The sequence below is a fragment of the Pseudarthrobacter sp. genome (assembly GCF_036675385.1).
Lineage (GTDB): Bacteria > Actinomycetota > Actinomycetes > Actinomycetales > Micrococcaceae > Arthrobacter.
The window spans coordinates 39068-62354 of record NZ_JAKFFD010000159.1; the positions used below are offsets into that span (position 1 = coordinate 39068).

At 66.0% G+C, this 23287-nt stretch carries 15 protein-coding genes and 1 pseudogene; 9 read left to right on the forward strand and 7 right to left on the reverse strand.

The features are described from left to right. The first annotated feature begins 54 nt into the window (after window positions 1-54). Window positions 55-3123: an alpha-amylase family glycosyl hydrolase gene (locus V6M49_RS12980; protein WP_332761341.1), complete on the forward strand. Its 3069-nt coding sequence runs from the start codon at window positions 55-57 to the stop codon at window positions 3121-3123. A gap of 4 nt (window positions 3124-3127) precedes the next feature. On the opposite strand, the gene V6M49_RS12985 is transcribed toward V6M49_RS12980, so the two are convergent. Continuing rightward, a complete protein-coding gene (locus V6M49_RS12985; RefSeq protein ID WP_332761342.1) occupies window positions 3128-3820 on the reverse strand; it encodes a GntR family transcriptional regulator in 693 nt (230 codons plus the stop codon). 156 nt (window positions 3821-3976) lie between these two features. Between V6M49_RS12985 and V6M49_RS12990 the strand changes: the two genes are divergently transcribed. Together V6M49_RS12990 and V6M49_RS12995 are read left to right on the forward strand one after the other, a co-directional pair. Continuing rightward, a complete protein-coding gene (locus V6M49_RS12990; protein ID WP_332761343.1) occupies window positions 3977-5755 on the forward strand; it encodes an L-lactate permease in 1779 nt (592 codons plus the stop codon). Beyond that, window positions 5755-8580 (forward strand): FAD-binding and (Fe-S)-binding domain-containing protein, encoded by a 2826-nt coding sequence (locus tag V6M49_RS12995; RefSeq protein ID WP_332761344.1) that lies wholly within the window; start codon window positions 5755-5757, stop codon window positions 8578-8580. Before V6M49_RS12990 ends, V6M49_RS12995 begins: the two co-directional genes overlap by 1 nt. A gap of 45 nt (window positions 8581-8625) precedes the next feature. On the opposite strand, the gene malQ is transcribed toward V6M49_RS12995, so the two are convergent. Next, window positions 8626-10887, reverse strand: a complete 2262-nt coding sequence (gene malQ, locus V6M49_RS13000; RefSeq protein WP_332761345.1) for a 4-alpha-glucanotransferase — start codon at window positions 10885-10887, stop codon at window positions 8626-8628. A gap of 241 nt (window positions 10888-11128) precedes the next feature. Here malQ and V6M49_RS13005 point away from each other — a divergent pair, with 241 nt between their 5' ends. Then, window positions 11129-13777, forward strand: a complete 2649-nt coding sequence (locus V6M49_RS13005) for a GH32 C-terminal domain-containing protein (protein WP_332761346.1) — start codon at window positions 11129-11131, stop codon at window positions 13775-13777. Window positions 13778-13880: 103 nt separating this feature from the next. Here V6M49_RS13005 and V6M49_RS13010 read toward each other — a convergent pair whose 3' ends face one another. Together V6M49_RS13010 and V6M49_RS13015 are read right to left on the reverse strand one after the other, a co-directional pair. After that, window positions 13881-14174: a putative quinol monooxygenase gene (locus tag V6M49_RS13010; RefSeq protein ID WP_332761347.1), complete on the reverse strand. Its 294-nt coding sequence runs from the start codon at window positions 14172-14174 to the stop codon at window positions 13881-13883. Window positions 14175-14224: 50 nt separating this feature from the next. Beyond that, window positions 14225-15226: a LacI family DNA-binding transcriptional regulator gene (locus V6M49_RS13015; protein ID WP_141141924.1), complete on the reverse strand. Its 1002-nt coding sequence runs from the start codon at window positions 15224-15226 to the stop codon at window positions 14225-14227. A 164-nt stretch (window positions 15227-15390) separates the two neighbouring features. On the opposite strand from V6M49_RS13015, the gene V6M49_RS13020 reads away from it, so the two are divergent. The 4 genes from V6M49_RS13020 (at window position 15391) to V6M49_RS13035 (ending at window position 19531) form a co-directional block, all read left to right on the forward strand. Then, window positions 15391-16506 carry a substrate-binding domain-containing protein gene (locus V6M49_RS13020; RefSeq protein WP_332761348.1) on the forward strand — a complete coding sequence of 372 codons (1116 nt, stop codon included), beginning with the start codon at window positions 15391-15393 and terminating at the stop codon, window positions 16504-16506. A gap of 111 nt (window positions 16507-16617) precedes the next feature. After that, entirely contained in the window at window positions 16618-17664 is a 1047-nt protein-coding gene (locus V6M49_RS13025) for an ABC transporter permease (RefSeq protein WP_141139183.1), read from the forward strand. Then, entirely contained in the window at window positions 17661-18455 is a 795-nt protein-coding gene (locus V6M49_RS13030) for an ATP-binding cassette domain-containing protein (protein ID WP_141139182.1), read from the forward strand. Before V6M49_RS13025 ends, V6M49_RS13030 begins: the two co-directional genes overlap by 4 nt. Window positions 18456-18535: 80 nt before the next feature. Continuing rightward, window positions 18536-19531: a carbohydrate kinase family protein gene (locus V6M49_RS13035; protein ID WP_442959726.1), complete on the forward strand. Its 996-nt coding sequence runs from the start codon at window positions 18536-18538 to the stop codon at window positions 19529-19531. Window positions 19532-19555: 24 nt separating this feature from the next. On the opposite strand, the gene V6M49_RS13040 is transcribed toward V6M49_RS13035, so the two are convergent. Beyond that, window positions 19556-20560 carry a LacI family DNA-binding transcriptional regulator gene (locus tag V6M49_RS13040; protein WP_332761349.1) on the reverse strand — a complete coding sequence of 335 codons (1005 nt, stop codon included), beginning with the start codon at window positions 20558-20560 and terminating at the stop codon, window positions 19556-19558. Window positions 20561-20566: 6 nt separating this feature from the next. Next, window positions 20567-21151: an HhH-GPD-type base excision DNA repair protein gene (locus V6M49_RS13045; RefSeq protein ID WP_104063023.1), complete on the reverse strand. Its 585-nt coding sequence runs from the start codon at window positions 21149-21151 to the stop codon at window positions 20567-20569. A 434-nt stretch (window positions 21152-21585) separates the two neighbouring features. On the opposite strand from V6M49_RS13045, the gene V6M49_RS13050 reads away from it, so the two are divergent. Then, entirely contained in the window at window positions 21586-22503 is a 918-nt protein-coding gene (locus V6M49_RS13050; RefSeq protein ID WP_332761350.1) for an ANTAR domain-containing protein, read from the forward strand. A gap of 656 nt (window positions 22504-23159) precedes the next feature. On the opposite strand, the pseudogene V6M49_RS13055 reads toward V6M49_RS13050, so the two are convergent. Then, window positions 23160-23287 (reverse strand): annotated as a pseudogene (locus V6M49_RS13055) (integrase core domain-containing protein); the annotation flags it as partial.

Below are 23287 nucleotides of genomic sequence, written 5' to 3' on the forward strand. Positions count from 1 at the left end.
CGCAACTCCACAGCAGCCTGTACAGCAACGCCGCTACCAGGAAGGTCTCCTGACGTGAACACACGCACCCGCAGACAACGCCTCAACAACCCGCTGACAGCATGGCTGGGGCTGCTCGCCGCAGCCGTAGTCGCTTCCACTTCCGTCCTCCCGGCGCACGCGGCGCCTGGCCCGAAGGACCCGGGGTCGCCGTCGGCCCTTCACTCCCTCCGCGCCCCGGTGACGGACGAGAATTTCTACTTTGTGATGGCCGACCGCTTCAGCAACGGGGACACGAGCAATGACGACGGCGGCCTGGGCAGCGACCCCATGGTGTCCGGCTTCAACCCGACGAAAAAGGGCTTCTACAACGGCGGCGACCTGGCCGGGCTGCTCGACAAAATCGACTACATCCAGGGCCTCGGCACCACGTCCATCTGGCTCACGCCCAGCTTCAAGAACAAGGCGGTGCAGGCCGAGGACAATTCGGCCGGCTATCACGGCTACTGGATCACCGACTTCACCCAGATCGACCCCCATCTGGGAACCAACGACGAGTTGAAGGCCCTCATCGACGAAGCCCACTCGCGTGGCATGAAGGTGTACTTCGACATCATCACCAACCACACCGCGGACGTGATCGGCTACGAAGAGGGCGCCCGCAAGACCTACGTTTCCAAGGACGCCGAGCCGTATAAGACCGCGGCGGGTGAGGCGTTCGACGACCGCGACTTCGCAGGCTCCGACGACTTCCCGGAGCTTGATGCCAAGACGTCCTTCCCCTACGTTCCCGTTCTGGATAAAGCCGAGGAGAACCTGAAAGTTCCCGCCTGGCTGAACGATCCCACGCTGTACCACAACCGCGGCGACACCACCTTTGTAGGCGAGGACTCCTACTACGGCGACTTCTTCGGCCTCGATGACCTCTTCACCGAGAACCCCAAAGTGGTGGACGGTATGGAGGAGATCTACAAGTCCTGGATCGGCGATTTCGGGGTGGACGGCTTCCGGATAGACACCATGAAGCACGTCAACAACGAGTTCTGGCAGGAATTCGGCCCGGAGATGCTCAGCTACGCCAAGACGCAGGGCAAGGACGAGTTCTTTATGTTTGGCGAAGTCTTCGACACGACCAAGTCCTTCACCTCGCAGTTCACCACCCGCAACCAGATGCAGGCCGTGCTGGACTTCCCGTTCCAGGAGGCCGCCCGGAACTTCGCGTCCAAGAGCCAGGACACCCGCTCGCTGGAGACGTTCTTCGCCGGCGACGACTGGTACACCGACGCCGATTCCAACGTCTACCAACTGCCAACCTTCCTGGGCAACCACGACATGGGCCGCATCGGCAGCTTCATCGCCGCCGACAACCCTGGTTCAGCCGGCACGGAGCAGGTGGCCCGCGACCAGCTGGCCCACGAGCTGATGTATTTCTCCCGCGGCAATCCGGTGATCTACTACGGCGACGAGCAGGGCTTCACCGGTCCCGGCGGCGACCAGGACGCCCGGCAGACGCTCTTCGCCAGCCAGGTGCCGGAGTACCTCGACGACGACCTGCTGGGCACCGATGCCACGCACGCCATCGACAACTTTAACGCCGGCCACCCGCTGTACGCCAAGATCAGCCAGCTCGCGGCCCTGACCAAGGACCACCCGGCCCTGCGCGACGGCGCCCACCAGCACCGCTACGCCTCCGAAGGACCCGGGATCTACGCCTTCTCCCGCACCGATGCGGAGGACCAGCGTGAGTATGTCGTAGCCCTGAACAACAGCGAACAGCCGCAGACGGCCGACGTGCCCACCTACATCGGCAAGCGCAGCTACACACGTATTTATGGGAGCACAGGTGCGGGAGCAGACGAGGTGAAGACCTCAGCGGACGGAAAGCTGACAGTCACCGTCCCGCCGCTGTCGGCCGTGGTCTACCAGTCATCGGGCCGCATTCCGCACTCCAAGGCGGCTCCCGCCGTCGCACTCCAGGAACCTGCCGCGGCACCGGCGGATAACGGCCGGATCAACGTAACGGCCGACGTCGGCGGTGCTTCGTTCTACGAGGTCACCTTTGAGGCCAGGACGGCGGGCGGTGGCTGGGCACCGATCGGCACCGATGACACCGCGCCGTACCAGGTGTTCCACGATGTTGCTGCCCTGGAAGCAGGCACCGCCCTCGAATACCGCGCCACCGTGCTGGACAACGGGGGCCACCGAGCCACCAGCCAGCCCCGGGCAGCCGCCGTTCCGGCCCCGGTCCTGACTATCCAGGAGCCGGTGGAAGGAAGCAGCGTGGAAGGGGCCGTTGAGCTCAGCGCAACGGCCGATCCGGAAAAGTCCAGCCACGTGGTGTCCTTCGAACGCAGCGTGGCCGGCGGCGCGTGGACGGCCGTAGGCTCCGATGACTCCTCGCCGGTGTACTCGGTCACCGATGACCTGGCGGCACTTAAGCTCGCGGACGGCACGAAGGTGCAGTACCGCGCCAGCATGAGCGGCCCCGGCTTCAGCGTGGTCAGCGAGTTGCGGACGGTAACGGTGGGCGAGGCTCCGCAGCCGGATTCGGTGACCGTGGCCGGGTCGCTGGACTCCGAGCTGGGTTGCCCTGCGGATTGGGACCCGGCCTGCCCAGCCGCGTTCATGACCCTGGACCCGGCGGACAACATATGGCGGCTCTCGGCAGACCTGCCAGCCGGGACATACGAGTTCAAGGCCGCGCTCAACGGCAGCTGGGACGTGAACTATGGCGCCGGCGGAGTCCTTGACGGCAGCAACATCGTGTTGGACCACCCCGGCGGGGCCGTCACCTTCCGCTACGACAACAGCACACACGCCCTCGGCGCCGGGTACGCCTCCCAACAGCCGTCCGCTGTCGCCGTCGCGGGCAGCCTGGACAACGAACTCGGCTGTGGCGCCGATTGGGATCCCGCCTGCGACCAGGCCCAGTTGACGCTGGATCCGGCAACGCTGGTGTGGAAGCTGTCCGTGCCGGACCTGCCCGCCGGGACGTATGAGTTCAAGGCGGCGCTGAACCGCAATTGGGACGTGAACTACGGGTCCGACGGGGTGCCCAACGGGGCCAACATCTCCTACACGCACGACGGCGGCGCGGTCACCTTCCGGTACGACCACGTCACCCACCTGCTCACGGCGGGCTAGCCGGCTACTCCTGCAGCAGCCCTGACGGATACTCAGCCTCTGGGCCAGCAGTTCCCCCCATAGCGGCGACCAGCCGTTCACGCGCGCGCCCAAGGTGTTCGTCCAGCAGTTCGGCGGCGGCATCGCCCTGGCCGCCCTCGATCAGCTCAAGGATCTTCTGGTGTTCGGCCAGTATCAGCCCCGTGTCCAGGAGGTGCAGTGACTGGACCCGGACCATACACAGCCGCACCTCACCCACAAGCGAGCGGTACATCCGGCTGATGCGTTCATTGGCCACTGCGTCGATGAGGCTTGTATGGAAACGCATGTCAGGTTCCACAACATCCAGCGGCGCGCCCGACTTCAATGCCGCGATATCGCGGTTGGCCTGGACAGCCCCCTGCGGCACGTCTTTGGTGCGCGCCAGCCGGCGGAGTACTTCGCTTTCCAGATAGGCACGTGCCAGATAGATGTCCCGCACTGATTCCGGCCCCAGGTCAACAACGCGTGCGGTCTTGTGCGTGCCCCGGTCCAGCAGCCCCTCCGCCACGAGCTTCTCAATCGAGGCCTTGGCGGTGGGGCGTGCCACTTCATACGACGTGGCGACGTCTGTCTCAGTGAGCGCCTCGCCGGAACCCAGGTCACCCGCGAAGACGCGGCTCCGCAGATCCGCAGCGATGGCGTCCACGATGGAGACTGCTGCAATACGGCCGACCATGCGCGCGTCCTCTCTGAACCAAAACCCAAACAGAATAAAACCCATTTCCTTCAATCTTGCCAGACAAGTCAACATATACACTTGACCAACATGTGTACTTGTTAGACAATCGAAGGGCGCCACGGTGTTGTGACGCCTAACACAATCTGGAGACACATGTTTCAGCAGATCCTCGACCCCATTGCCGGGTCCCTAGTGCTTTCCGCCCTTTTCGCGGCGCTTCCCCTCGTTCTGCTATTTGTTCTGCTGGGCGTTTTTAAGGTCAAGGCAGCCAAAGCAGCCCTGTCCAGCCTCGCCCTGTCCCTCGTGCTTGCCATCGTTGGCTGGCAGATGCCGGTCAGCCAGGCCCTTAGCGCCACCTTGGCCGGCATCTTCTACGGCCTGTTCCCCATCCTGTGGATCCTGGTGAATGCGCTGTGGATCTACCGCCTCACCGTGGCTACCCCCTGGTTTGAAGTGCTGGGACGCACTATCCGTTCCATCTCGAACGACCTCAGGATTTTGTCCATCCTGATCGCTTTCTGCTTCGGCGCCCTGCTGGAATCTCTGGCCGGCTTTGGCGCGCCCGTGGCCATCTCCGCCGCCATGCTGATGGCTGCAGGAATGAAGCCGCTGAAGTCAGCAATTGTCTCGCTGCTGGCCAATACCGCCCCGGTAGCCTTCGGCGCGATGGCCGCACCGATCATCGCCCTGAACGGCGTCACAGGCCTGCCGCTCAATGAGCTTTCCTCGATGGCCGGACGCCAGACTCCGTTCATCGCCCTGATCGTTCCGCTGCTGCTGGTGTTCATCGTCGATGGCCGGCGCGGAGTGAAGCAGACCTGGCCCGTAGCCCTTGTGGCAGGCGTCGCCTTCGGTGCGGCGCAGTTTGTCACCTCCAACTACTTCGCCGTGGAACTCACTGACGTTGTGGCCGCCGTGGTAACAGTGGCCGCCGTGCTCCTGATGCTGAAGGTGTGGCAGCCGAAAGAAACCGTCGGAATGGGAGGAGACGTTCAGGCCGCACCGGAAGCAGCCGAGGCAGCCCCCGTCAGAGCCCGCGCAAACGTCGGTGCCCGCGCAGAAGCCCCCAGCGCCCGCGCAGGTGCCGGTTCAGGGAGCGGAGCCAGCTCAAAGCACTCTGCCGAACAGCCCGCCGCGGGCAGTGCTGAACGAACTGACAGTGCAGTACCCACCGATAACTCGCGGCCCGAGCCGCGGCAGATCTGGATGGCGATCGCCCCTTACCTGATCATCATCGCGGTGTTCTCGGCGGCTCAGATTCCGTTCGTCAAGGCCTGGCTGAGCCAGGTTGGCAGCGTCACGTTCGCGTGGCCGGGCCTGGACATCACCGACTCGGCCGGCAAACCTGTCGCAGCCGCCAAGTTCAAACTCGACCACCTCAAGGCGACCGGCACGCTGCTGCTGTTCTCCGGCCTGCTCACCATGCTGCTGTACAAAATCACCGCATCACGGGGCCTGCGCGTCTACCGGGACACCCTGGTACAGCTGCGCTGGACCGTCGTGACCGTCACGGCCGTGCTGGGCCTCTCCTTCGTGATGAACCTCTCCGGCCAGACCACTACCCTTGGCTTTGCACTGGCCTCCGCGGGCGGTTTCTTCGCCGTCCTCTCGCCATTGATCGGCTGGATTGGTGTGGCACTCACCGGCTCCGACACATCCTCCAACTCGTTGTTCGGCCAGATGCAGGCCACCGCAGCGGAACAGACCGGCCTGTCTCCAGTGCTGATGGCCGCCTCCAACTCCTCCGCCGGGGTGATGGGGAAGATGCTGTCGCTGCAGAACCTGGCCGTAGCCTCGGCGGCAGTGGGCCTTGACGGTGCCGAGGGGACCCTGTTCCGGAAGCTCCTCGGCTGGAGCCTCGGCCTGCTGGCGCTCATCACCGTGCTGATCTTCCTGCAATCCACCCCCGTCCTGGGCTGGATGGTCCCCTGATGACACCCCTGGACTTGGCTGGCCTGCGCGCGGCGGTAAAGGATCCTGCCCAGGTGAAGACCCGGGCGATCGACCTGCACGCGAACGCCCATGATGCATCGCATTTCCTGCTGATCCCGCAAGCTGTGGTCACGGCTGGGAATGCTGCGGAAGTAGGCGGACTGTTGCGCGCCAGCGCCGCCCAGGGTGTGCCGCTGACGTTCCGGTCCGGCGGGACCAGCCTCAGCGGCCAGGCGGTCACCGACGGCGTGCTGGTGGACGTGCGCCGCAACTTCCGGGACATCGAGGTGCTCGACGACGGCGCGCGGGTCCGCGTCCAGCCCGGCGTCACGGTCAGGGCCCTCAACGCGAGGCTCGCCCGCTACGGCCGGAAATTCGGCCCCGATCCGGCCAGTGAGGCGGCGTGCACGATCGGCGGCGTGGTGGCGAACAACTCCTCCGGCATGAACTGCGGGACGGTAGATAACACCTACCGCACCCTGGAGTCGTTGACGGTGGTGCTGCCCTCCGGCACCGTGATCGACACCGGTGCATCGGACGCCGACCGGAAACTCCGCGCCCTCGAGCCGGAACTCTATGCAGGCCTGGCCCGGTTGGCGGAGCGCGTCCGGAACAACCCCGACTCCGTCGACCGGATCCGGCAGCAGTTTTCCATGAAGAACACCATGGGCTACGGCCTGAACTCCCTGCTGGACTTCACGAGCCCGGTCGACATCATGGCCCACCTGATCGTCGGCAGCGAAGGCACCCTGGGTTTCGTGGCAGAGGCGGTTTTTCGCACCATCCCGCGGCTCCAGCACGCCGCCGCGGGCTTGCTGGTGTTCCCGGACCTTGAGGCCGCCAACGCGGCGCTGCCCGCCCTCGTCGAGACAGGAGCCGCCACCATTGAGCTGATGGATGCCTTGTCGCTCAAGGTGGGCCAGACGCTCAAGGGAACTCCCGCCGTCGTGCAGGACCTGACGGTCCGGGAGCATGCAGCACTCCTTGTGGAGTACTCCGCCGGCAGCGCCGGACATCTGGCAGAGCTCCAGGTCAACGGCAAGGGCATCCTCCAGGGCTTCGGACTGTCCGCTCCGGCCCGGTTCACCGGCGATTCCCGCGAACGCGGCCAGCTCTGGCAGTTGCGCAAGGGCCTCTACGCCTCCGTCGCCGGTGCGCGCCCCCAGGGCACCACCGCGCTGCTGGAAGACATTGTGGTCCCTGTCCCGGTGCTGGGCCGCACGTGCCGGGAACTGATCCGGCTTTTCGACAAGTACAGCTACGGCAACAGCGTGATCTTCGGCCACGCCAAAGACGGCAATGTCCACTTCATGCTCACCGACGGCTTCGCCACCGCCGCAGAACTGGACCGTTACAGCGCCTTCACCGAAGACATGGTGGACCTGGTCCTGGCCGAGGGCGGATCGCTGAAGGCCGAGCACGGGACAGGGCGCGTCATGGCACCCTACGTCCGCAGGCAATACGGCGATGAGCTCTATGACGTCATGCGCAGCATCAAGCGGCTGTTCGACCCTGCCGGGATGCTCAACCCGGGCGTGCTTATGGACGAAGACCCCCTGGCGCACCTGCGGCACATTAAGACCGCGCCGCCGGTCGCCGAGGAGGTGGACCGGTGCGTCTCCTGCGGCTACTGCGAGCCGGTGTGCCCCAGCAAGGACATCACCCTGACGCCGCGGCAGCGGATCGTCACGCTACGCGCCATCGAATCCGCGCGGCTCGCCGGGGACACGGCGCTGGTCAAGGAACTGGAAAAGGACTACGAGTACGAGTCTGTGGATACGTGCGCCGTGGACGGGATGTGCCAGACGGCCTGCCCGGTGGACATCAACACCGGATCGCTCGTCAAAAAGCTGCGGAAGGCCGACGCCGGCCCGCTCGCCAACGGCGTGTGGAATGCCGCCGCCAAGCACTGGGAGGGCGTCACCCGGGGTGCTTCGCTGGCCCTGACAGTGGTCAACAGACTCCCGGCCACCGCCATCGCCCCGCCAAACAAGGCCGCGCGGGCAGTCCTTGGGGCAGACACAGTCCCGCTGTATTCGGCCGAACTGCCGGGCGGCGGTCCGGTGCGGAAGCGTCCGACTCCGGCGGGCGAAGTGGATGCTGTCTACTTTCCTGCGTGCGTGGGGACGATGTTCGGGCCCGCGGGTACGGCCCAGGACAGCCCCGGGAAAGGCGTCCAGTACAGCTTCGAACAGCTTTGTGCCAGGGCAGGGCTCCTGCTCCTTGTCCCGGAAGGGATCGACGGCCTCTGCTGCGGCACCCCCTGGTCTTCCAAAGGCATGGTCGCCGGCCAGGAAACGATGCGGGAGAAGACCCTCGCAGCGCTCCGGGCGGCCACCCGGGACGGCGAGCTGCCCATCGTTTGCGACGCGTCCTCCTGCACCGAGGGCCTGCGACAGGCCGTCGAATCGGACACGCCGGCAGCAAGGCAGCGTCCACTGCGCATGGTGGACGCCGTGGATTTCGTTGCGGACCGGATCCTTCCCGGACTGCCCGACCACCGGAAGCTGGAGTCGTTGGCCCTGCACCCCACCTGCTCCTCCACCCGGATGGGGCTCAACGATGCCCTCGGTGCCGTGGCCGGCGCCGTCGCCGGTCGCGTGGAGGTCCCGGAAAACTGGGGCTGCTGCGCATTCGCCGGGGACCGCGGCATGCTGCACCCGGAGCTGACGGCATCAGCTACCGCAAAGCAGGCCGCGGAAGTGGCGGACATGGGCGCTGCGGCGCACGCCTCCTGCAACCGGACCTGCGAACTGGGCATGACGCGGGCAACCGGCGCGCAGTACCGCCACGTGCTGGAACTCCTGGAGGAGGTTACCCGCTGACCCACGGCAATGCGGGTTACCGGTCGAGGTCAGCTGCGGCATCGGTCAGCCGCGGAGCGCCTCCGAGACGGCACCCAGCAGTGTGTTGAACCGCGTGTTTCCGGGAAGGTCGTCGATAAACACCGGCTTACCGTCCGGACCGCCGAGCGGGACCTGCCAGTTCGGGTACAGCGCCTCGGTGGTGCCGGGCTGGTTCTGCACCCGCCGCTCCCCCACGGCATCCACCAGCGCCACCCCAAGAAGGACCGACGGCGTCTGGGCCAGCAGGCGGTGCAGCGCCTCTATGGTGCGTTCCTCGCTGCCGCCGCCGTCGGGACCGTTGCCGCCAGCACCACCGTGGCTCCCGTCGGCGGAGGCGCCACTGTCAGGCAGCAGGCCGCGTTCCCGCAGCAGCCCCATCATCTTTTCGAGCGTGGCCGTGTGCTCCGCCCGCTCTTCCGCCTCGGGGCGTTCCAGGAGGCCCAGCCTGCTGCGAAGCGCCACGTGGTCGCCCGCCAGGTAGCCGGCGGTGGGCGGCAGGTCGTGGGTGTTGACGTTGGCGAGGGCCTGCGTGCGGTACAGCTCCGGCGGCAGGGGTGAATCGCCGTCGTTCTCGAACCAGAGGATGGAGGTGCCCAGGATGCCGCGGTCAGCGAGGTAGTCACGCACCCACGGCTCGAAGGTTCCCAGGTCCTCGCCGATCACCACCGCGCCGGCACGCTGGGCCTCCAGCGCCAGGATACCGATCAGTGCTTCGTGGTCGTACGTGACATAGGCGCCATCGCGCGGGGAGTTGCCGGCCGGCACCCACCAGAGGCGGAACAGGCCCAGCACGTGGTCCACCCGGATGCCGCCGGCATGCCGGAGCACGGTGGAGAGCATGTTCCGGAACGGTGCGTAGCCTGCCTCCGCCAGGCGGGTGGGATGCCACGGCGGCTGGTTCCAGTCCTGGCCCAGCTGGTTGTACATGTCCGGCGGTGCCCCCACGCTGATCCCGGGCGCCAGGACATCGCGGAGGGTCCAGGCGTCGGCGCTGCTGAGGTCCACGCCCACGGCAAGATCGTGCACCACGCCCAACCGCATCCCCGCCCGGCGCGCCGCCTGCTGCGCGTTCTCAAGCTGTTCGTCACAGATCCACTGCAGCCAGCGGTGGAACCCGATCCTGTCCGCAAGCTTCCCGCGCAGTGATTCCGCCTCAGGGGAACCCAGCGCGCAGTCCGGGTCCGTCCAGACCGGATGGTCCGGTGCCAGGTCTTCCCGGATGGCGGACCACAGCGCGAAATCATCCAGCCCGGTGCCGGAGATCCGGCAGAATTCGTCGAACGCTGCCTGCCGCGCCGGCGAGCGCCGGGCGTGATAGAGAAGTTCCAGGGCCTGGAGCTTGGCGGCGTATGCGGCGTTCCGGTCCAGCCGTTCGCCGTCCTTGTTCAGGGCCTGGACCTGCTCCTGCAAGCTGTCCAGCGCCGCGCGCTTACGCGGCTTCAGGTAGGCGATTTCCGGGATGGCCTCCACCCGGATGTACAGCGGGTTGAAGAAGCGCCGCGTGGACGGCGAGTAGGGCGACGGCTGGACCGGCGGCACGGGTTCCGCGGCGTGCAGCGGGTTGACCAGCACGTAATCCGCACCACGGGCGCCGCTGAGCGTGGCCAGATCCGCGAGGTCGGCGAAGTCGCCGATCCCCCAGGAACGTTTGGACCGCACGGAGTAGAGCTGCGTGGCCAGGCCCCATCCCCGACGCTCCGCCAGGGAATCGGCGGTGGTGAGCCGCGCCGGAACCACCACCAGCGTGCCCTCGGCTGTGACGCCGTCGGACTCTGCCTGCAGCGTGTGCCAACCCAGCGGCAACCCCGCCGGCACGGCGAAGGTGGCCCTGCCGGTGGCCACGCCATCCACGTCCTGGGGCGCCACCCAGACGTCCTGCTGGACAGCGTCCACGGGCCCGCCCGTACCGGCCTCCAGCACAACTGTCAGACGCGCTGTCGAACCGTCCCGGACGTGGACGGGAACCAGTGCGGTTTGGCCCTGCTGGACCACGACGGCGGGCGGCAGCATCCGCCGCCACGGCGCCACTTCCGCCTCGGCCAGGGCAATCTCGATCAGCTGGTTCGTGTGGGCGGGGACGCCCAGCGCGGCGAGGACCTTGGTCAGCGTCTCCGGGGCGACGCTGTGCGGAAGCCCGTCCCAGCCGTGGAACGAGGTGCCTACGCCATGTGCGTCCGCCAAACGCTGGAGAAGGTGCTGGTCCACGGGCTCATGACCGCCCGCATCACCATCGGCCGGTACCGGCGTTCCGAAAGTTTGAGCGTGCTGCTGGTCTGGAGCCTTCATGGATGTCCGCCTCGTCTGGTGTGATGGGCCCGAACTTACATTGCTGCTTTGCACGCCGGGGCTTCGCTGCGCCCCGGACACACGTTGGTTCCGATTATTGCAGGGGCCGCCGCCGGTCCGCTTCACCATCGGCACGTGACCGCTTCGAACCGTTGACTTGTCTTGTGGACATCCCCTACCGTTCCAGTCACTGACAACGTTGTCTATTTCTAGGCACGCGCGATGAAGGGCACCCCTATCCATGCAGATCAACAAATCCCGAACCGTCCTTACGTGTTCGGCACTCACCCTGGCAGGCCTCAGCCTCGCCGCAACGCTCGCCGGTTCCGCCCCGGCCTGGGGCTCAGAAACGCCCCTCGGCGGCGAGCAGCACAGGCCCGCTTACCACTACACACCGCAACAGAACTGGATGAACGATCCCAACGGAATGGTCTTCCACAAGGGCGTTTACCACCTGTATTACCAGCACAACCCGTCGGGAAATACGTGGGGCAACATGTCCTGGGGGCATGCCACGTCCAAGGACCTGACGCACTGGACGGAGCAGCCGGTGGCCATCGCCACCGATGACCAGCAGGACATCTTCTCCGGCAGCGTTGTGGTGGACAAGGACAACACCACAGGGTTCGGAACCGCGGAGAACCCGCCGCTGGTCGCCGTCTACACCAGCGCGTACAAGCCGGGCTCACCCCACCAGGGCCTGCAGGCACAGTCGCTCGCCTACAGCCTGGACGACGGCCAGACCTGGACCAAGTACAACGCGAGCCCGGTACTGAACCGCAACTCGGCAAGCTTCCGCGACCCCAAGGTCTTTTGGTACAGCACCCCCGATGGCGGCGGCTACTGGGTGATGGCCGCCGTCGAAGCCACCGACCACAAGGTTCTGCTCTACAAATCCGGGAACCTCAAGGACTGGACGCTCCTGAGCGAGTTCGGGCCGGCCAACGCCACGGGCGGGCTCTGGGAGTGCCCGGACCTCTTCCCGCTGGCTGTTGATGGCGACCCCGCCAACATCAAGTGGGTCATGGTGGTCAACATCAACCCCGGCGGCGTCGCGGGCGGATCGGCCGGGCAGTACTTTGTTGGCGACTTCGACGGCACAACCTTCACGTCCGAGACAACCAAGGCAAGCGATGCCCTCCCCGCCGGAACCCCGCTGGCAGGCTTCAACAACGGCACCTACGACGGCTGGACCGTGGCCAACGAGCCAGGAAACTGGAAGAACGGCCCGTTCGGAGATACGCCAGCCACCGGTTCGCTGCCGGGACAGAACACTGTGAGCGGCTTTGCCGGTGCTGGGCTGATCAACTCCTTCAACGACGGCGACTGGCCCGTGGGCACCGCGGAATCACCGCAGTTCACCGTTACCAGCGACTACCTGAATTTCCTGGTGGGCGGCGGCCAGCATCCCCGTGTCTCGGACAAGCTGGACAACACCCCGCCGGCCGGTGACCTCCTGTTCAACGGGTTCGAGGTCCCGGACGGAACGTCAATGGCCGACGCCGGCTGGACCGGAACCGCCGACCTCGCACCTTCGTTCCAGCCCGCCACCTCCGGCGGTGACTTCTATATCGGCGCCAAGCGGATCAACACGTTTGATACCGGCGGTGCACCGGGCGACGACAGGCAGGGAACCCTGACGTCGCCGTCGTTCACGCTCTCCCGGGACTTCATGAGCATGCTGGTGGGCGGCGGACACAGGGCCGCGGGCTCAGGCCAGCAGCTGGAGGTGCAGCTGCTGGTGGGCGGCAACGTCGTCCGGACGCTGGCCGGGGACGATGCCGGCGCCCTGAACTGGAAGGGCTGGGACGTTTCCGAGTTCGCGGGGCAGGAAGCCCAGCTGCGGATCGTGGACCAGGCAACGGGCGGCTGGGGCCACCTGACGTTGGACCACGTCATGCTCACCGACCAGGCCGCGGTGCCGCGGTCCGACGAGACCACGGTTAACCTGGTGGTGGACGGCCAGGTGGTCCGGACCGCCACCGGCGCCAACAGCGAGGTTCTGGACTGGGCCTCGTGGAACGTTGCCGAATTCAAGGGCCGGCAGGCCAGCATCAGGGTGGTGGACAACAACCGTTTCGGCTGGGGCCACATCCTGGCCGATGAGTTCGTGGCGTCGGAGCAGGCGGCCACACCGCGGATCCAGACCTACGACTGGCTGGACTACGGCCGGGATTACTATGCCTCCGTTTCGTTCGCCAACATGCCCCAGGACAAACGCGTGATGCTGGGCTGGATGAACAACTGGGACTACGCGCAGGCCATTCCCACCTCGCCCTGGCGCAGCGCCATGTCGCTGCCCCGGGAAGTCGCGCTGACGCAGACTCCGGCCGGACCGCGCCTCACCCAGAAGGCTGTCAAGCAGGTGGATGACCTGGCTGCGAAGCCGAGCTACACCGAGAAGCGCGCCCGGGACATTGCCCCGGGGACCACTGCGCTGCCAGCGGCTGCCTGGGGCCAGGTACAGCGGATCGACGTCACGCTCGCGCCGGGCACGGCTTCACGGGCCGGAATCACCGTACTGGGGATCGGCAACACCGCCACCGAGATCGGCTACGACCGGACCACCGGCGAGGTGTACGTGGACCGGGAGAATTCGGGAGACACCGGCTTCCATCCGCTGTTCACCTCCGTGGACTCCGCGCCCGTCACCCTGGATGCAGACGGCACAGTTACCCTGCGGGTGTATGTCGACAGGTCTTCCGTGGAGGTCTTCACCCAAGGCGGGCAGCGGACCATCACGGACCAAGTGTTCCCCGAAGCGGGAGCTAACCAGGTGGCGCTCTTTGCCGACGGCGGCACGGCGCAGCTGAAGTCAATCACCGTGACTCCGGTGGCGCAGTCGATGTTCAGCACGTTGACCAGCCCGGTCAGGGACCGCCAGAAGTAGGCTGAACCGTCCCGGGCTTGTCCGCGGTTCCCCGCCTTGAAGGTCAGGAACCGCGGACAAGCCCGGGATTTGGCGTCTGCGTAGACTGTCTGAAGAGCGGTGGTCAGTGCACCGGCTGCAGCCAGGTCAGCACCGAACCGTCCTCTTCGATCAGGTCCGCGAGCTCGCCGTTGAAGCGGGCACCGTAGTCCGCGCTGATGTGTTCCTGGAAGGCGGCCTCGTCTGCGTAGACCTCGAATACGAAGTACTCACGGGGATTCGCTTCCCGGGTATACGGCAGGAACAGCTGGTTCCCGGGCTCCTGCCTCACGTCATCGGTCAGCTGGCGCATCATCTCGGCTACCCGGTCTTCGCTGCCGGGCTTGACGGTGAATTCGGCGTAAAGCGTTTTGGTCATGGTTGTCCCCTCTGGATTGCATGGATCTGCTGGTGGTTGAATTATTGCCCTCAGCCTGCCGGCGGCGGGAGTTCGCCGGAGCCGCGCTGGATGAGCTCGGACGGAACAACGTACGTCTGCGGCGCGCTGCCGTCGCCGTCGATCCGGGCGAGCAGCCGCTCGGCGGCAAGCTTCCCGATACGGTCCGGGTGCTGGGCGATGACAGTGATGCCGGGCTCCATCATGTCCGCCAGGGTGAAGTCGTCAAAGCCCACCAGCGCCACGCGGCGGCTGGCACCAAGTTCCTTCAGGGCGCGCATCACGCCGAACGTGATGAGGTTCTGGCTGGAGAAGATGGCCGTGGGCGGATTCTCGGCCGTGAGGATCTCCAGGGCGGCCAGCCGGGCAGACTCCTCGTCGTGAAGCCCCTCCCGGACCGGCACAGCGGACGTCGCCTGCCCCGCCCGGCCCAGTTCCCCAATGAAGCCGCGACGCCGTTCCCGGGCGGTCTGGATGTCCGGCCGGTCGCCCAGGTAGGCAAGCTTCGTGTGGCCGTGAGCCATAAGGTGGGCGGCCGCCCGAGCCGCGCCGACGGCGTTGTCCGTCACCACCGCGTCGGCCTCGATGCCCACAGGCTCGCGGTCAATGAACACCATGGGCAGGTCCCGGGAATGTTCCGGGATCGCATACGCCTGGCTCCGGGCAATGGGGGTCAGGACCAGACCATCCACGCGCCGGCCGAGGAATGCGGAGACGAGCGACTTTTCCCGCTCGGGGTCATCGTCCAGGCTGGCCGCGAACACGGCTATCCCGCGTGCCGCCAGAGAGTCTTCCATTGCCCGGTGGATCTCGCTGCTGAACGGGTTGGCCACGCTGGGCAGGAGTAACCCGATGGACAGTGTCTGGCGGCCTGTGCGGCGGAGGCTGCCTGCCGCCATGTCCAGCTGGTAGTTGAGCTGGTGGGATGCCCCCAGCACCCTTTGACGGGTGGCCTCGGAGACGCCCGGTTCGTCGTTCATCACCCTGGAGACGGTCTTGATGCCCACCCCGGCCAGCGCGGCGACATGGCGCATGGTGGGCCGGTTCGTGGCGGATTCCGCCTTGTAACGATTAGACATCGTTGTCATTAACTCGCCCTTCATCATCGAATTTGTCTTGACTCTACCCTGTGACGTTGATTACATGAGTTCTGACATCGTTGTCAGGCACGGGAAGTGCCACGAACGTAGGAGATTCAATGTTGAGTTCCAAAGCCACCCCCAAGCTTTCGCACCGCCTGCTGGCCATCGGCGCAGTCCTGACCCTCGGCACGCTCAGCCTCACCGCCTGCGGCGGCAGTTCCAGCCCGTCTGCCAGTGGAGGGACCACTGATGAAAAAGTTGGCGTCTCCCTCATCGTGAAAACCACCACCAACCCGTTCTTCGTCTCTATGCAGGACGGGGCGAAGAAAGCAGCCGAGGCCGAGGGCGTGGACCTTAAGCTCGCCGCCGGCAAGGCTGACGGCGACGAGGACACCCAGATCCAGGCCATCGAAAACGCCATCTCCAAGGGCGACAAAGGCATTCTGATCACCCCCAACGGCCCGTCCGTCGTGGATGCACTGAAGAAGGCCAAGGACGCCGGCCTCTTCGTCATCGCCTTGGACACGCCGCCGGACCCGGCCGACGCCGCGGACATCACCTTCGCCACGGACAACTTCGCCGCCGGCGAGCTGATCGGCAAATGGACCGCAGCTCAACTCGGCGGCAAGAAGGCCACCATCGCGCTGCTGGATCTCTTCGATGACAAGGTCGTCTCGGTCGACTACAACCGTGACCAGGGTTTCCTCACCGGCCTGGGCATCGACACCGCGGATAAGAAGAAGAACGGCGACGAGGCCAAGACCGGCAAGTACACCGGCGGCAAGGGCGGCGAGTACGAGATCGTCGGCAGCCAGGCCTCGCAGGGTGCCGAGGACGGCGGCCGCACCGCCATGGAAACCCTTCTGTCCAAGAACCCGAACATCAACGTTGTGTACACCATCAACGAACCCGCCGCGGCAGGCGCGTTCGAGGCACTGAAGTCCGCCGGCAAGGAAAAGGACGTCCTCATTGTCTCCGTTGACGGCGGCTGCACGGGCGTAAACAACGTCAAGTCCGGCGTCATCGGTGCCACCGCCCAGCAGTACCCGGTCAAGATGGCCGAACTGGGCGTCAAGGCCATTGTCGACCTGGCCAAGACCGGCAAGAAGCCTGCCAACTCCGCGGGCCTGGACTTCTACAACACCGGTGTCGAGCTCGTCACTGACAAGCCCGCCGACGGCGTCAAGAGCATCACCACCGCCGCGGCTTCCGACATCTGCTGGGGAAAGTAACCACCCAGTTTCACGGCGGGGCGGGGAGGCCGGATCCCGCTATCGGCCCCCCGCGCTTGCCTACCGAGCTAGCTCCGCTCTAGCAACCATCACTGAAGATCAGGACCAATCGTGACTCAGCAACAGACCGCCGGCCCGCCCAGCGCCGGGCATGCCGACCTGGCGGAGGAATTCCTTGACCGCCAGACACCGCTTAGCCGGATACGCAATATCCTCCACCGTTACCCCGCCGTCAGCCCCGCCCTCGTACTTCTCATCGCGGTGATCGTCTTCGGCCTCCTCAATGACAGATTCCTGCGGGTTGAAAACCTCTCCCTGATTACCCAGCAGGTCTCCGTCGTCGGCACTCTCGCCATCGCCCAGACCCTCATCATCCTCACGGCAGGCATCGACCTTTCCGTCGGAGCGGTCATGATCCTCTCCTCCATGGTGGTGGCCCAAGTCGCCGTCAACAACGGACTGCCCGCACCTCTCGCGCTACTCGCGGGCCTCGTCGTCGGACTCGCCGCCGGAGCCCTCAACGGATTCCTGGTCACCAGGTTCCGGCTCCCACCGTTCATCGTTACCCTGGGCACGCTTAACATCTTCATCGCACTGACGCTCCTCTACTCGAACGGCGCGACAGTGCGCGGCTCGGCCATGCCGGACCTGCTCACCTGGACAGGTACCACCTTCCCGGTGGGCCCGGTCAGGATCTCCACCGGCGTCGTCGTCATGCTCCTGCTCTACATCGCTATCGCGTTCATCCTCGGCAAAACCGCCTGGGGCCGGCACGTCTACGCCGTAGGCGATGACAAGGAAGCCGCCCGCCTGGCCGGCATCGCGGTGAACAAAGTCCTCATGAGCGTCTACCTCGCCGCTGGCGCCGTCCTGGCCATCGGCGCCTGGATCCAAATCGGCCGCACCAACGCCGCCAGCCCCAACGCCGGCGTCGACCTGAACCTGGACTCCATCACCGCCGTGGTCATAGGCGGGACCAGCCTCTTTGGCGGCCGCGGCTCAGTCTGGGGCACCCTGCTGGGCGCCCTGATCGTAGGCGTCTTCCGCAATGGACTCTCCCTCGCAGGCCTCGACGTGCTCTACCAGACCCTCGCAGTGGGCGTCCTCATCATCCTCGCTGTGTCCATCGACCAGTGGATCCGAAAGGTGAAATCATGACCGCCATGCATCTGGAGTCCGCGGGGACGGAAGTCCGGCAACCCATCCTGCAAGCCCGGAACCTGGTTAAGACCTTCGGTCGCGTCGTGGGGCTGGACGGCGTCAGCCTGGACCTGTACCCGGGTGAAGTCCTGGCGATCATCGGCGACAACGGCGCCGGCAAATCCACCCTGATCAAGTGCCTGACCGGGGCCGAAGTCCCGGACTCCGGCGAGCTCTTTGTGTCAGGACAGCCGGTACATTTCAAGCGACCGCAGGACGCCCGAGTCCACGGCATCGAAACCGTGTACCAGAACCTCGCCGTTTCGCCGGCCCTGGACGTTGCCTCCAACTTGTTTTTGGGCCGGGAGGAACGGCGTGCGGGACTCCTCGGAAGCGTGTTCCGGATGCTTGACACCAAAGGCATGCGCGTGAAGGCCAAACAGGAGCTGACACGGCTCGGCATTTCCACGCTCCAGGACGTGACAGTGCCGGTGGAGAACCTCTCCGGTGGCCAGCGCCAGGCTGTCGCCGTGGCCCGCGCCGCAGCGTTCGGTTCAAAGGTTGTCGTGCTGGATGAGCCGACGGCGGCGCTCGGCGTCCGGGAATCCAACCAAGTCCTGCAACTGGTTCGGGACCTCCGGGACCGGGGACTGCCCGTCATCCTGATCAGTCACAACATGCCGCACGTGTTCGACGTGGCGGACCGGATCCACATCCAGCGCCTCGGCAAGTGTGCGGCCACCATCACGCCGCAGTCCCACAACATGACCGATGCGGTTGCGATCATGACCGGCGCAGCCACCGCCTGACCCTGCACCACAGGTTGACTCCCCACCGCCGTCCGCGGGCCTGCACCAGGCCCGCGGACGGCCCCATGAAAGGCTCCCCCGTGCACAGCAATTCCCCCAGCCCCCTGTCCTCGACTCCCCCGGCTGCCCCGGCGGCCGCCGTCGACGTCGTCGTCATCGGCGAGGCACTCGTTGACGTGGTCGCCTCAACCAACGGCCCCATCGAGCATCCGGGTGGCTCGCCGATGAACGTGGCCTACGGCCTGGGACGACTCGGCGTATCCACCGCGCTGCTGACGTCGCTGGGCGCAGACGCCCGCGGCGAGGCGATCGAAGCGCACCTGCGAAGCGCCGGCGTCGAACTCCTGCCGGGCTCAAAGTCCGCGGCGCGCACCGCGTCCGCCACGGCAACCCTCGCCGCGGACGGCTCCGCCACGTACGACTTCGACATCAGCTGGGAACTGCCGGCCGTGGCCCCTGCCCACCTGCCCAAAGTTCTCCACACCGGATCCATCGCCACGTTCCTGGCACCGGGCGCGACTGTGGTGCGGGGACTGCTGGAACAGTCGCACCGCGAGTGCCTGGTCACCTACGATCCGAACATCAGGCCGGCGTTGCTGGGCAGCCAGGCAGAGGCCGCGCGGATTTTCGAGGACCTGGTTCCGCTGACGGACGTGGTCAAGCTCAGCGACGAGGACGCCGCCTGGCTGTACCCCGGGGTCAGCCTCGAGGACGCCGCAGAACGGATCCTGCGGCTGGGCGCCGGACTGGCAGTGGTCACCCTCGGCGGGGAAGGTTCATTGTTGGCGACGCCCGCCACACAGCTTTACATTCCCGCCGTCCGGTCCACGGTGGCGGACACCATCGGCGCGGGTGATTCGTACATGGCGGCCCTGATCTACGGCCTGCTGTCGCGCCGCACCGAGGGTCTGGGACAGGACGTACTGGCCACGATCGGGCACATGGCGTCGAAGGCGGCAGCCATTACCGTTCGCCGGCCGGGCGCGAATCCGCCCACGGCCGTGGAGCTGGCCGCGGACCTGCCAGGGGCGGAAGTGATCCAAGGAACGAAAGCTACTGCCGCCGTCGTGGTCTGAGGAACTGGTGTCCGGCGGCAGCCCTCAGGGCGCCGAATCCCGGATTATCAGGTCAAAGCCCGCCTCCGCGTGAACGCCGTCTTCCCTCGCTTCCAGCCCGTCAATCCGGTCGATCAGCAACCCGACGGACCGTTCCGCAATCTCGTCCATGCCGGGCGACACGGTGGTGAGCGACGGCGAGGCGAACCGTGCCTCGTCGATGTCGTCAAAGCCCGCCACGGCAACGTCCTGCGGCACCTTCACGCCACGGACGAGCAGTTCGTGCATGGCGCCCAGGGCGAGGGCGTCGTTGAGCCCGAAGACGGCGTCGAACGGAATGCCGTTTTCCAGAAGGCCGGCGACGGCGGCTGCTCCCCCGTCGCGGCGCCATTTACCCGGTGCCACCAGGGCTGCGTCAAACAGGACACCGGCGTCCTCCAGTGCGCTCCTGTAACCGTTGAGCCGCAGGCCGGCCGAGCCCGCTGATTCGCCAGGATGGGCGCCGAGCACGGCAATACGACGGCGGCCCCCCGCCAGCAGGTGGGCGGTGAGGGCGTGGGCGGCGTCCCGGTTTCTCATGGTGACCAGATCCAGCCGGGGATCCCGAATGTGCTCGCCGAGCAGCACCACCGGCTTACTGCCGCGGTGGGAGGCGACGGCGTCGGCCCTCATGACGAGTGGCGTGAACAGGAGTCCGTCGGTCAGCTGCCGCAGCGGACCCTGCAGGGCACCGAGTTCATTGGCTTCCAGGGCGCCGGACTGTTCCACCAGCACGCGGTAGCCGCGCCGCTCCGCCGCCGTCATCACCCTTGAGGCCAGCTCTGCGTAGTACGGCGCCGCGAGGTCGGACAGCACCAGGCCCAGCATGTGGGTCTTCCCGGAGCGCAGGCTGCGAGCTGTCAGGTTCGCCTCGTAGCCCAGTGCGGCTATGGCGTCCTGGACCCGTTGCCTGGTGGCCGGCCGGATGAACTCGTAGTCGTTGAGCACGTTCGACACGGTCTTCAACGACACCCCGGCGACGCGCGCCACATCGTTCATGGTCACTGCCATGAGCGGTCAGCCTTTGGCAGCCTTGGCCGCCGCCTTTGCTGCCTGCTTGCTGGCCCGCACCTTCGCGAGCGATTCAGGACTCACGATGTCGGCAACCGAAAGGAAGGCATCCTCCTGGCCGTAGTGGCCGGCGGCCTCGCGCCAGCCGGGTGCGTTCAGCCCGCGCTGCTTCCCCAGGAGCGCAAGGAATATCTTTGCCTTCTGCTCCCCGAATCCTGGCAGTGCCTGCAGGCGGCGCAGCACCTCCGGGCCGTCCGGGTCGCCCTTGGTCCAGATCAGCGTCGCGTCGCCGTCCCAGTCATGCTGCACCGTCTCGGCGAGCGCCTGGACACGTCCCGCCATCGAGCCGGGGAACCGGTGCACCGCGGGCCGTTCCTTGAACACGTCGACGAAAGCCTGAGGTTCGTACGCGGCCACCGCGGCCGGGGCGATGGACCCGATCCGGGCCCGGATCTTCTCCGGCCCGGCAAAGGCGGATTCCATGGTTACCTGCTGGTCCAGCAGCATGCCTGTCAGCAGCGCAAACGCGTCATCGGTCAGCAGTTGGTCGGCGGCCGGGTCACCCGTGATATGCAGTTCCATGGCCCTCATCCTTCCACCTCCCGCGGCCTGCGTCATGACCTGGAGTTTTTGTCCATGCTCATGGTGATCGTGCCGGCGGAGGAGAACTCATCAGCGCGGAGTTGAGTAGTTCTTCCGAAAAACCAAGTACTACCTAATTTGAAAAACAAGTACCGATTACGCGGTTGCCGGGGACCATGCCAGAACTACCTTCGAGTAATGAGTTAAGACTCGCAAACCGCACTGGTTTGGATGTCTCACTAGGGGGTTGTGGGAAGGATGAATACACGACTCGGTAGCCGCGTTTTCCCGCTCCAAGGGGTCCGGGAAATAAGCGGGGCCGGCGACGAGGAGGTCTTAGAGACCAAGGCCTCTCCCCCAGCCGTCGCCGGCCCTTTGTCCCCCACGCTTCACATTCATCCAGCGCTTCCAATCAGTTCCTGGTGTCCCGGCGGGAGGCGGACGTGAAGTATTCCCGATCCGAGGCTTCCCAGGCACACGCGTCGGCGGGCAGGAGACCAGCGCCCGCTCATCCGGCCCAACACACCACCCAGCATGCAGCCCCGCATCCGGGGCCGGCGGCAATCCCGGACCGCAGGCCCATCCCGGCACCGGGCGATCGTCCTGGCGCGGAACCGGCAGCCAAGGCGTTCACCATCGGGATGGTCGGCGTCGACGGGCTTATCCCCGATTTGGTCACCGGTTCGAAGGACCTGTCTGACTCCCTGGAGATCCTGGCCCACCTGGGAGCGGCCACGCTGAGCCGTCTCGCCGGCGTTCCCATCGAATGCGCCCTGGTCCTGAGCCGGGCCAAACGCTCCAGATCCACCGCCGGAACGGGCACGCGGACCGCGACATTGGCCCGGCTGGAAAAGGAGGTCGGCGAAGGCCCCCTGACCGAAGCCCTCACCGGCACAGGGACCGCGGCCATGAACCACGTGGCCTCCGACTTCCGCTGGGGACGCTACAGGCGGCACCTGCAGGACGCCGGGTTCGACAGCGTCCTGGGCCTGCGGCTTTCCCTGGATGAGGGCACGGAGGCCGCCCTGGCCTTCTTCGCAGCCAGCCCCCAGGCGTTCCCGCTGCACGTCATCGCCGAGGCCCGCAGTTTCACCGACCTCGCGTCCCGCGGCCTCAGGCTGGCCCTTGAGTTGGAGTCGGCCAGCACCAGGGCGTCGGACCTGCAGTCAGCCTTGGAAAGCCGGACGTCCATCGACATTGCCTGCGGCGTCATCATGGCGCAGAACAGGTGCTCCTACAACGACGCAATTGCCATCATCGCCAAGGCATCCAGCCACCGGAACATCAAGCTCCGCAAGGTGGCTGAGGGCATCCTGGCGAACCTGCCAGGCGGAGCACCGGACACGCATTTCGAGCATTAGGCTGCCTCAGGTCATCCACGTTGGCCACCGCCAATGCCCGTGCTGGGGTGTACACGAAAGAAGACCAGAGACGAAGTGTCTCTGGTCTTCCGCGTGGGTGGGCCCTGTGGGGATCGAACCCACGACCCACGGATTAGGTGGCGGCTGATTTCGTCATCATTTGTTAGCGGCCATGAAGAACTACCCGGAGGCGGCCACGAAAATGCCCGCTTCCTTACTGAACCGATCGCGTCTTAAGCGGTGGGGGCCTCTCCTCTCCCTGGGGTTTGATGACGGGTGTCTAAGCGCACCGAAAGCGAACCAGGAAGAGGCCCTGTATGAAGTCTGATGGAGAAATCATGGAAATTCTTGCTGCCTACGATCTGACCGGGTCGTTGCGCGCCACCGCGGAGCTCACGGGCTGCTCGCAACACACCGTTGCCAAACACGTCCAGGCCCGCGACGCAGGCCGTCCAATCGGGGAACCCGTGGCCCGCGGGTCCGGCTACACGCGTCAATCGAGGCCATTCAGGAGCGGCCCAGAAACCGACACGAACCGGACAGTGCGGAGTTGTCCTGGCACCTGCATCGCGGCGTCGAGCTCAATGAGATCCTGACTGCCGCACGACTCGAAGCACATGTGGTGGCGACAGGAGGACAAAGCCCCAAGGTGTGGCCTAGGTGTATTGACCTGAGAGGTTAGTAACACGGCTGATTGGTGGCTGACCTTTGAGTGAGGTGTGGCCTCGATGATGATTGTAGTGATGGAGCCAGTCGGCGAAGGCAGCAACACGCTCGGCCTCTG